Below are 7,863 nucleotides of genomic sequence, written 5' to 3' on the forward strand. Positions count from 1 at the left end.
CGGTTTTTACAAACCATCACGCCCCGACTCGTTCGGGGCGTTTTTTTATCACCCGTTCAGTGGCATGATAAAAGAAGGCACAGCAGGAAGCGCAATGAAACCAACCAAAGCACAAGAAGCCATGGCGCATATTTGGGCAGCAGTATTAACCCGCCAGCTCACATTAACACCGAATGCGCACGGCAATTATTCACTCACCGTCGCCACCTTATGCGAACAACTTGGTTTAACCACAGCAACGGCACGTGATGGCTTGCATTTACTCGCCATGGCGGGACGCATCAGCTACCAACCCCAACTCGGATACCAGTTAATGCCCTTAAGTCAGGCAGACTGGCAACCTCTCGCGTCTGGCATACAGGCAATGGTTGGCGCTTTCATGGATAGGCTGCCACCTCGGTTGGATGAGCCGACCTCATTGACCCTACTGGGTTTACTGCACAGCCTACAGAATCTGCCAGCCAAGGATTATCGTGACGTCGCGGCCGTGGCGCACTGGCATCAGCAGCTTCATTACACGCTCTTTGCCGGGATCAACCCGTATCTCGCAGACGCAATACAGCCGCTTGTCGCCCAGCATTTACGCTACCTCACTCATCCTGATATCGGCTTTGAATTTGCAACCAGTTGGCAACGCTTAATGCCAGTGTTGCGCGGGCTTGTCTCTGCGCGACCGCAAGCTCACAGCCGCGCTTATCAACACTATTGGCTGGGGCTAAATACCATGGTCGAAGACAGGATCGGCACTTTTACCAGTGGACAATTTCTTTGAAGTGGGTTTTTATCAATACCGCTAACGGTACCAAATAGATGGCACTAAACTTGACGGCCATCACCGCCAAGGTCAGGGTGGTAACGCGTACTAGGCACTTATTGATTGTTTGTAGTAATGGGTGACTCATCATCATTTCAGTCTAAAGCGGGAAGTCTGTTCAAAAATCAGGCAATAGTTTACAAATTAATCAATAAATCGCAAGCGCCAATCACGCCTGTTATCATCACCCCCCAACAGGCGGCGACTAAGCTGCTGATTTAGTGTGACTGCAGAGAGCAAGATGACAAAAGCATTGACCATTTTGGATATCGCCCGCTTAGCCGGGGTGGGAAAATCAACCGTATCTCGTGTGCTAAACGATGATCCACGGGTCAAAGACAGCACACGCGAGAAAGTACAAGCCGTGATCGATCAGCATGGCTTTATGCCCTCTAAATCCGCACGTGCGATGCGTGCACAACGCAGTGGCGTCGTGGGGGTGATCGTGGCGAAACTCAGCTCCAATTCAGAAAACACTGCACTGACTGGCCTGCTCAATACCTTGTATGCCAAAGGCTATGACGCCGCCATCATGGAAAGCCAATTCTCACAACAAAAAGCACAAGCTCACCTCGATGTGCTGAAACGCCGTAATGTCGACGGTATTATCTTTTTTGGTTTTTCTGGCTGTGATCTCAACGCGCTAGCGCCATTCGCCCCTAACTGTGTTGTGCTAGCCGTCGATAGTGATCAATACGTTAGCGTCAGCTACGACAACCAAGGCGCGGTCGCACAAGTGATGGATCACTTTTATCATCAAGGGTGTCGACATATTGCTTTCTTAGGGATTGATGAGCGAGATGAAACCACAGGTCTCGCCCGCTCTGATGCCTACCAGCATTTTTGCCAAACCCACCAGATCTCACCACGACTACACCGCTGTGAGATGAGCTTACATGCCGCCTACAACGCCACAGATAGCCTCATCAATACACAGACCGATGCCATTGTTTGTGCGTCCGATACCCTCGCTCTGGGGGTCGCGAAACGCCTACAAACACTTGGGCGAGAAGACATCGCTATTGGCGGCATTGGCAATCACGACATGCTACGCTTTATGTTTCCACGCGCCGTCAGTGTGGAGCTAGGTTACCACCAAGCAGGGCAACATGCGGCCGACTTGCTACTCAAGCAGCTGGATGACGACGATCCCGTGGTTAGCCACTGGACACAACCTTGCCACCTGGTGACACCCTAACCTTCAACCAACACCAAAAATCAGGCAGTTACAAATTTCTGTGTGATGGTTTTCAAACAATGGGAACGATTCCACTGATAATTGGATTAGTACGATCCATAATCAATGGGAACGTTACCAATGAATACCCTACAGCAATACAGGATTGCTTATGAGCCAGATAGATAAAAAAGCCATTGACCAATTGGTCACGCATATTGGCGGCAAAGACAACATCGCCACCGTTAGCCACTGCCTCACCCGTTTACGATTCGTGCTAAACGATCCGGAAAAAGCGGACGTGGCTGCGATTGAAGCGCTCCCCATGGTCAAAGGCTGCTTTACCAGCGCCGGTCAATTTCAGGTGGTGATCGGCACCAATGTCGACCAAGTGTACGCCCTACTAGAGGAACAAACCGGGGTGGAAGGCCAGTCAAAAGACGAGGCCAAACAAGCCGCGCGCCAAAATATGAGCCTGACTGAGCGTGCCATCTCACACCTCGCGGAAATTTTTGTTCCCCTTTTACCCGCGATTATCACCGGTGGTCTAATCCTCGGCTTCCGTAATGTGATCGGCGATATCCGCATGTTCGATGGCAAAACCCTGACCGAAATCAGTGAGTTTTGGGCCACCGCTCACGGCTTCTTATGGCTGCTTGGCGAAGCCATCTTCCACTTCCTGCCTGTCGGCGTATGTTGGGCGACGGTGAGGAAAATGGGCGGCACACCCATTTTGGGTATCGTGCTAGGTATTACCCTAGTATCGCCACAGTTGATGAACGCTTACCTTATCGGTAAAGAGATGCCTGAAGTGTGGGACTTTGGCTGGTTCTCAATTGAAAAAGTCGGCTACCAAGCACAGGTGATCCCAGCCATGTTTGCAGGGATGGCTTTGGCATTTATTGAAACCCAGTTAAAACGTATTATTCCAGATTACCTTTACCTTGTGGTGGTGCCGTTTGTCGCGCTGCTCACCTCAGTGGTACTGGCGCACACCCTTATCGGTCCCTTTGGGCGTGAAATCGGCAACGGCGTCGCCTTCTTGGCTCGCACGGCGATGACCGGTGATTTCGCCTTTATCGGTGCAGCGCTATTTGGCTTCCTCTATGCACCTTTAGTGATTACCGGTGTTCACCACACCACCAACGCGGTGGACTTGCAGCTGATGCAGGAAATGGGCGGCACGCCTATTTGGCCGCTGATTGCCCTGTCCAACATTGCACAAGCCTCGGCGGTGGTTGGCATTATTTGGGTCAGCAAGAAAGAAAACGAACGTGAAATCTCTGTACCTGCGGCGATTTCCGCCTACCTTGGCGTGACAGAGCCGGCCATGTACGGGATTAACCTACGTTACAAATTCCCAATGCTGTGCGCGATGGTTGGCTCAGCGCTGGCCGCCATTGTGTGTGGTCTTTCCGGTGTGATGGCCAACGGTATTGGTGTCGGGGGCCTACCAGGCATCTTATCTATCCAGCCACAATTCTGGGGTGTTTACGCAGTCGCGATGTTAATCGCCATCTTGGTGCCAATCGCACTCACCGCCTTTATGTATCGCCGCCAGGCCAGCAAAGGCAAATTGGCGGTCGTCTAATTCCCATTCCGTCCGCGGGGAGTACGCTCCCCGCTTTTTTAGCGTTAAGAGAGACATTATGCACGCACATCCCTGGTGGAAAACGGCCACCATCTATCAGATTTACCCGAAAAGCTTCCGTGATACCACACAAACAGGGACAGGTGATCTGCCGGGCATTATCGAAAAACTGGACTATTTTTCGACCTTGGGCATCGATGCATTATGGCTAACCCCCATTTATGTATCACCACAAGTCGATAACGGCTACGACATTGCCGATTATTACGCGATTGACCCCAGCCTAGGCACCATGGACGACTTCGACACCCTGCTCGCCGAGGCACATAAGCGCGATATCCGCATCATCATGGATATTGTGATTAACCACACCTCGACCGAGCACCCCTGGTTCCAATCCGCGCTGACTGGTAAAGACAGTCCCTATCGCGATTACTACATCTGGAAAGATCCGGTTAACGGCGGTGTTCCTAACAACTGGCAATCAAAATTTGGTGGTAGCGCGTGGCAATGGCACGAACCCACCGGCCAGTATTACCTCCACCTATTTGCCACCGAACAGGCCGATCTCAACTGGGAAAATCCAGAAGTGCGGGCAGCCGTCAAAGACGTAATGGCCTTTTGGGCCGAGAAAGGCGTGGATGGCTTTCGCCTCGATGTGATCAATTTGATCTCCAAAGATCAGTCCTTTCCCAACGATCATCAAGGCGATGGTCGCCGTTTTTATACCGATGGCCCCCGCGTACACGAGTACTTGCAAGAGATCAGCCGGGATATTTTTCAGCATTACGGCAGCATCACCGTGGGCGAGATGTCTTCAACCACTCTGGAGCACTGTCAGCAATACTCTGCGCCGGATGGCAAAGAGCTCTCCATGGTGTTTAACTTCCATCACTTAAAAGTCGATTATCCGGGCGGCGAGAAGTGGCGACTGGCGCCGTTTGACTTCTTGGCCCTAAAACAGCTTTTCCGCACTTGGCAACACGGCCTGCATAATCAAGGTTGGGGCGCACTGTTTTGGTGTAACCACGACCAGCCGCGTGTGGTCAGCCGCTTTGGTGATGACCGCCACTATCGGGTCGCGTCCGCTAAAATGCTTGCCACTGCGATTCATATGCAGCAAGGCACGCCTTACGTGTATCAAGGGGAAGAAATTGGCATGACTAACCCTGGCTATCAGCGTATCGATGACTATCAAGACGTTGAGAGTCGCAACATGCACCGTCTGCTGTGCGACCAAGGCATGCCAGAAGGGGAAGTGTTGGCCATTCTGGCGGCACGCTCGCGCGATAATTCACGCACGCCTATGCAGTGGGACAGTTCAGCAAACGCCGGTTTTACCACAGGTACACCGTGGCTCAAGCCTGCGCCTAACTATGTTGACGTCAATGTCGACACCGCACTGGCGGATAAAGACTCGGTGTTCTATCACTACAAAAAGCTGATTTCCCTGCGTAAAACCTTACCCGTGATCCGTGAAGGCGATTATCAGGACTTGTTGCCTGATCACCCACAACTGCTCGCCTATCGTCGCGACAATGGCGACAGCCAACTGGTGGTGGTGTGTAATTTTTATGGCGAACCGGTCACGGCGACCTTGCCTCTCGCCCCTGCCCCGACCGCAGACTTGGTCAGCCATAATTACCCAGAAACCAAGCCCTTAATGCCAGAAATGCAACTGGCACCCTATGAAGCCTTGGTGTATTTGATTCATCCCGCTTAACCGACACAAAAATGGCACGCCTTGGCGTGCCATTTTATCAATACACATTACCAGCTAAAAAAAGGTTGTGCCAAGAAAAGTATAGATTTAAGTGATGAAGGATACTTTGAGAGTTTTTTTCAATTCGGCGCGGTAGCACACACCAAAACATGAACAAAGATTTGATAAAAGTGATTTGCACTGTGTGTGCAGCGACCCGAATTACAGTCACAGCTTTGTGCAAACGGTGAGCTATAAACACACGCTGCAGCACAGCAAATTAGAGTTATAGCAGGGCACTTTTGTGAAACAGAAGCGCATTTTTGTGGCTGTGGTTCCCGCGCGCGGATCACGAAAACAAATCGACTCTCGCAAAACTGTGCCGATATTTATTGCCAGTGCACGAACGCTGATTGCGGTCACCAGTTTGTCGCGTTCTCTCACTACCACAGCCCACTTTCGCCAAGCACGAAAACAACCGATGAACTCGCCAGCGCGCTAATCAAATCACTCACGCCAGAGCGCCGCAAAGACTTGCATAATCAGTTGTCATTGTTTTAAATTTACTTTACGCCAAATAAAACAAGGGGTTGCTGTGGAAAAAAGTGAAACAGATACTGAAATTGAAAAATTACAAAAAAAGATAAAGTGGTCTTGGTGGGTTGCTGCCACCAGTGCACTTCTAGTGATTGGCTTTTATTTTGGCAGGTTTGTAAACTCAGGTGCCAGCTTATCCCTTGATACTACTATATGGGGCGGCTTTGGTAGTTACTTTGGTGGTATCTTGAGCCCCATTGTTGCTTTGTTCGCATTGTACTGGCTAACACAGTCTGTGCTAATACAGAAAAAGGAATTATCCGAAACACAAGAAACGTTAAGAAAAACTCAATTATCGCACTATCAGCAGACAAAAACGCAAGAGAAGAAGCGATTCGAAGATACATTCTTTTCACTTTTAGACCAATTTAATGCGATATCTAGAGAAATGGGTGATGTTAATAATAGTCTCTATTCACATCTGACTCAAATGATGAATACCGAATTCTGTCCTAGTGAAGAAACTTCAGGGTTTGCCTTTCTTGCATCGAAAGGCAATTGTATAGAATATAGGGATTTTAGCTTTAACTTTTCCAAAGGGGGACAAGTAACGCTTAACGATTTGAGTCATTATTTCAGAGTTATTTATCATATTTTAAAGTTTGTTGAAAGCGCTGAGTGTTCATCGGAAAAAGTTATTTATAATGGTAAATTCTATACCAATATACTCAGATCTTTTTTAGGTCAGAAAGAAACTGTTTTGCTGGCTTTTAACTGCGCGGTAATGGAAAAGAGTGACCCATTTTATAATTATAGAAGGCTGATTGAAAAGTACGAGATGTTAGAGCATATGACCTTTAACCATAGATGGATAGGGCTTTGTATGATTTACAATAAAAGCGCCTTCGGTGCTAATGAAGATGCTCAAGGTTACTATGAGACTATGGATGAACTCGGCTTGTTTTCACCTATTGAGATCCCACGGAAGGTTACTCTGTCTTCTGCCATTATATGGAAGCTGACTCCGACTGGTAAAATAAAAAGCCAACAAATGTAGTGATAAACTTACCTAGCCAATCGATTCCGAGCAGCGCAAAGACTTACATACTCAGTTGATATTTGATAGGACGTTTAAGATGAATAGGTCAAAAGTAATAATAGTACTCTCTTTGGTTATAAGTTTAACCGGTTCTGGATATGCTCTTTTTAAAAAGAGGACAGAGATTAATGAGATCAATAGTATGGTCGCAGCTTTGACCAATGCATCTTCGGGTCTAGATCCCCTTGATTCGGTTGCCTCGATGTCACATTTGAAATTTAGTACTGATGCTTACAATACTATTATTGAGCAACTCGAAGAAGGGATAAATAAAGCAGAGTCGCAGGGAAACAGTCAGGCTCTCATAAGAGCGAAGCTTTCAGCCCTCGAAGAAAGAATTGAAGAAGTCGACGCGCGGAATATTGGGATTAGACAGTCAATCAACCCTATGAATCCTGATGAGATTCTTAAAATATCCCGTCTTAAAGATGAGATAGAGCGTATTAGTAGGGCCCAGATACAGCTACAAGAAAGTCTGACTAATGAAAGAAAAAGGATAAAGTCTAATGTGGCAAAAGAAATTGATGTTTTGAAGAGCACTTTGGATTTTTATGGAAATTTAATTCTTGCTCTGCTTCCTGTTATATCTACGCTTGCGTATTACGCCATATCAAAAAGCAAACATTGAAAGGAGCCTATTGGGACGGCGTATCGATAAAGCTATAGCATAGGTCTAGAATCCACGCTATAGCTTGGTTTTAACCACTATTATTTATTATAAATCTCGTCTTAGCTTCCTTACTTTATTAATGGCGCTTTCAACCACACTCATTGCTTTTCTTCTCGCCTTCATAGCCTCATTAAGCTCTTTTTCTTCATTGAAGTAATTAACATGAGCGTCAAATAATTCACCAGTTATGTTAAAAAAAATCAGGCATTTAAACTCTTTCTTCATTGCCTCTGACATGATATCTAAAGATCGACAGTATGTCCTCTCATAGTT

At 47.7% G+C, this 7,863-nt stretch carries 9 protein-coding genes; 7 read left to right on the forward strand and 2 right to left on the reverse strand.

Features of this window, described 5'->3' with window-relative positions; all coding sequences use genetic code 11:
- The first annotated feature begins 94 nt into the window (after positions 1-94).
- On the forward strand, positions 95-772 hold the full coding sequence (locus BZG72_RS13490; protein ID WP_077667020.1) for a hypothetical protein: 678 nt from the start codon (positions 95-97) through the stop codon (positions 770-772).
- Here BZG72_RS13490 and BZG72_RS16335 read toward each other — a convergent pair.
- Positions 750-902, reverse strand: a complete 153-nt coding sequence (locus tag BZG72_RS16335; RefSeq protein WP_167369486.1) for a hypothetical protein — start codon at positions 900-902, stop codon at positions 750-752. The genes BZG72_RS13490 and BZG72_RS16335 overlap by 23 nt on opposite strands.
- Positions 903-1,055: 153 nt before the next feature.
- Here BZG72_RS16335 and treR point away from each other — a divergent pair, with 153 nt between their 5' ends.
- From treR to BZG72_RS13520, 6 genes are all read left to right on the forward strand, one after another.
- The gene (gene treR / locus BZG72_RS13495; RefSeq protein ID WP_077638654.1) at positions 1,056-2,012 is read left to right on the forward strand and encodes a trehalose operon repressor TreR; all 957 of its coding nucleotides are present in this window, start codon (positions 1,056-1,058) and stop codon (positions 2,010-2,012) included.
- 151 nt (positions 2,013-2,163) lie between these two features.
- Positions 2,164-3,582, forward strand: coding sequence for a PTS trehalose transporter subunit IIBC (gene treB / locus BZG72_RS13500; protein ID WP_046074254.1), 1,419 nt, complete (start codon positions 2,164-2,166; stop codon positions 3,580-3,582).
- Positions 3,583-3,640: 58 nt separating this feature from the next.
- Positions 3,641-5,305 (forward strand): alpha,alpha-phosphotrehalase, encoded by a 1,665-nt coding sequence (treC, locus tag BZG72_RS13505; protein WP_077667021.1) that lies wholly within the window; start codon positions 3,641-3,643, stop codon positions 5,303-5,305.
- Between the two features lie 267 nt (positions 5,306-5,572).
- Positions 5,573-5,845 (forward strand): ogr/Delta-like zinc finger family protein, encoded by a 273-nt coding sequence (locus BZG72_RS13510; protein ID WP_077667025.1) that lies wholly within the window; start codon positions 5,573-5,575, stop codon positions 5,843-5,845.
- A gap of 34 nt (positions 5,846-5,879) precedes the next feature.
- The gene (locus tag BZG72_RS13515; protein ID WP_077667022.1) at positions 5,880-6,878 is read left to right on the forward strand and encodes a putative phage abortive infection protein; all 999 of its coding nucleotides are present in this window, start codon (positions 5,880-5,882) and stop codon (positions 6,876-6,878) included.
- Positions 6,879-6,957: 79 nt separating this feature from the next.
- On the forward strand, positions 6,958-7,548 hold the full coding sequence (locus tag BZG72_RS13520; protein ID WP_077667023.1) for a hypothetical protein: 591 nt from the start codon (positions 6,958-6,960) through the stop codon (positions 7,546-7,548).
- 87 nt (positions 7,549-7,635) lie between these two features.
- Here BZG72_RS13520 and BZG72_RS13525 read toward each other — a convergent pair.
- On the reverse strand, positions 7,636-7,863 hold a 228-nt coding region (locus BZG72_RS13525), incomplete at its 5' end, for a hypothetical protein (RefSeq protein ID WP_206744443.1).

This window comes from Salinivibrio sp. PR6 (assembly GCF_001995955.1).
Lineage (GTDB): Bacteria > Pseudomonadota > Gammaproteobacteria > Enterobacterales > Vibrionaceae > Salinivibrio > Salinivibrio siamensis.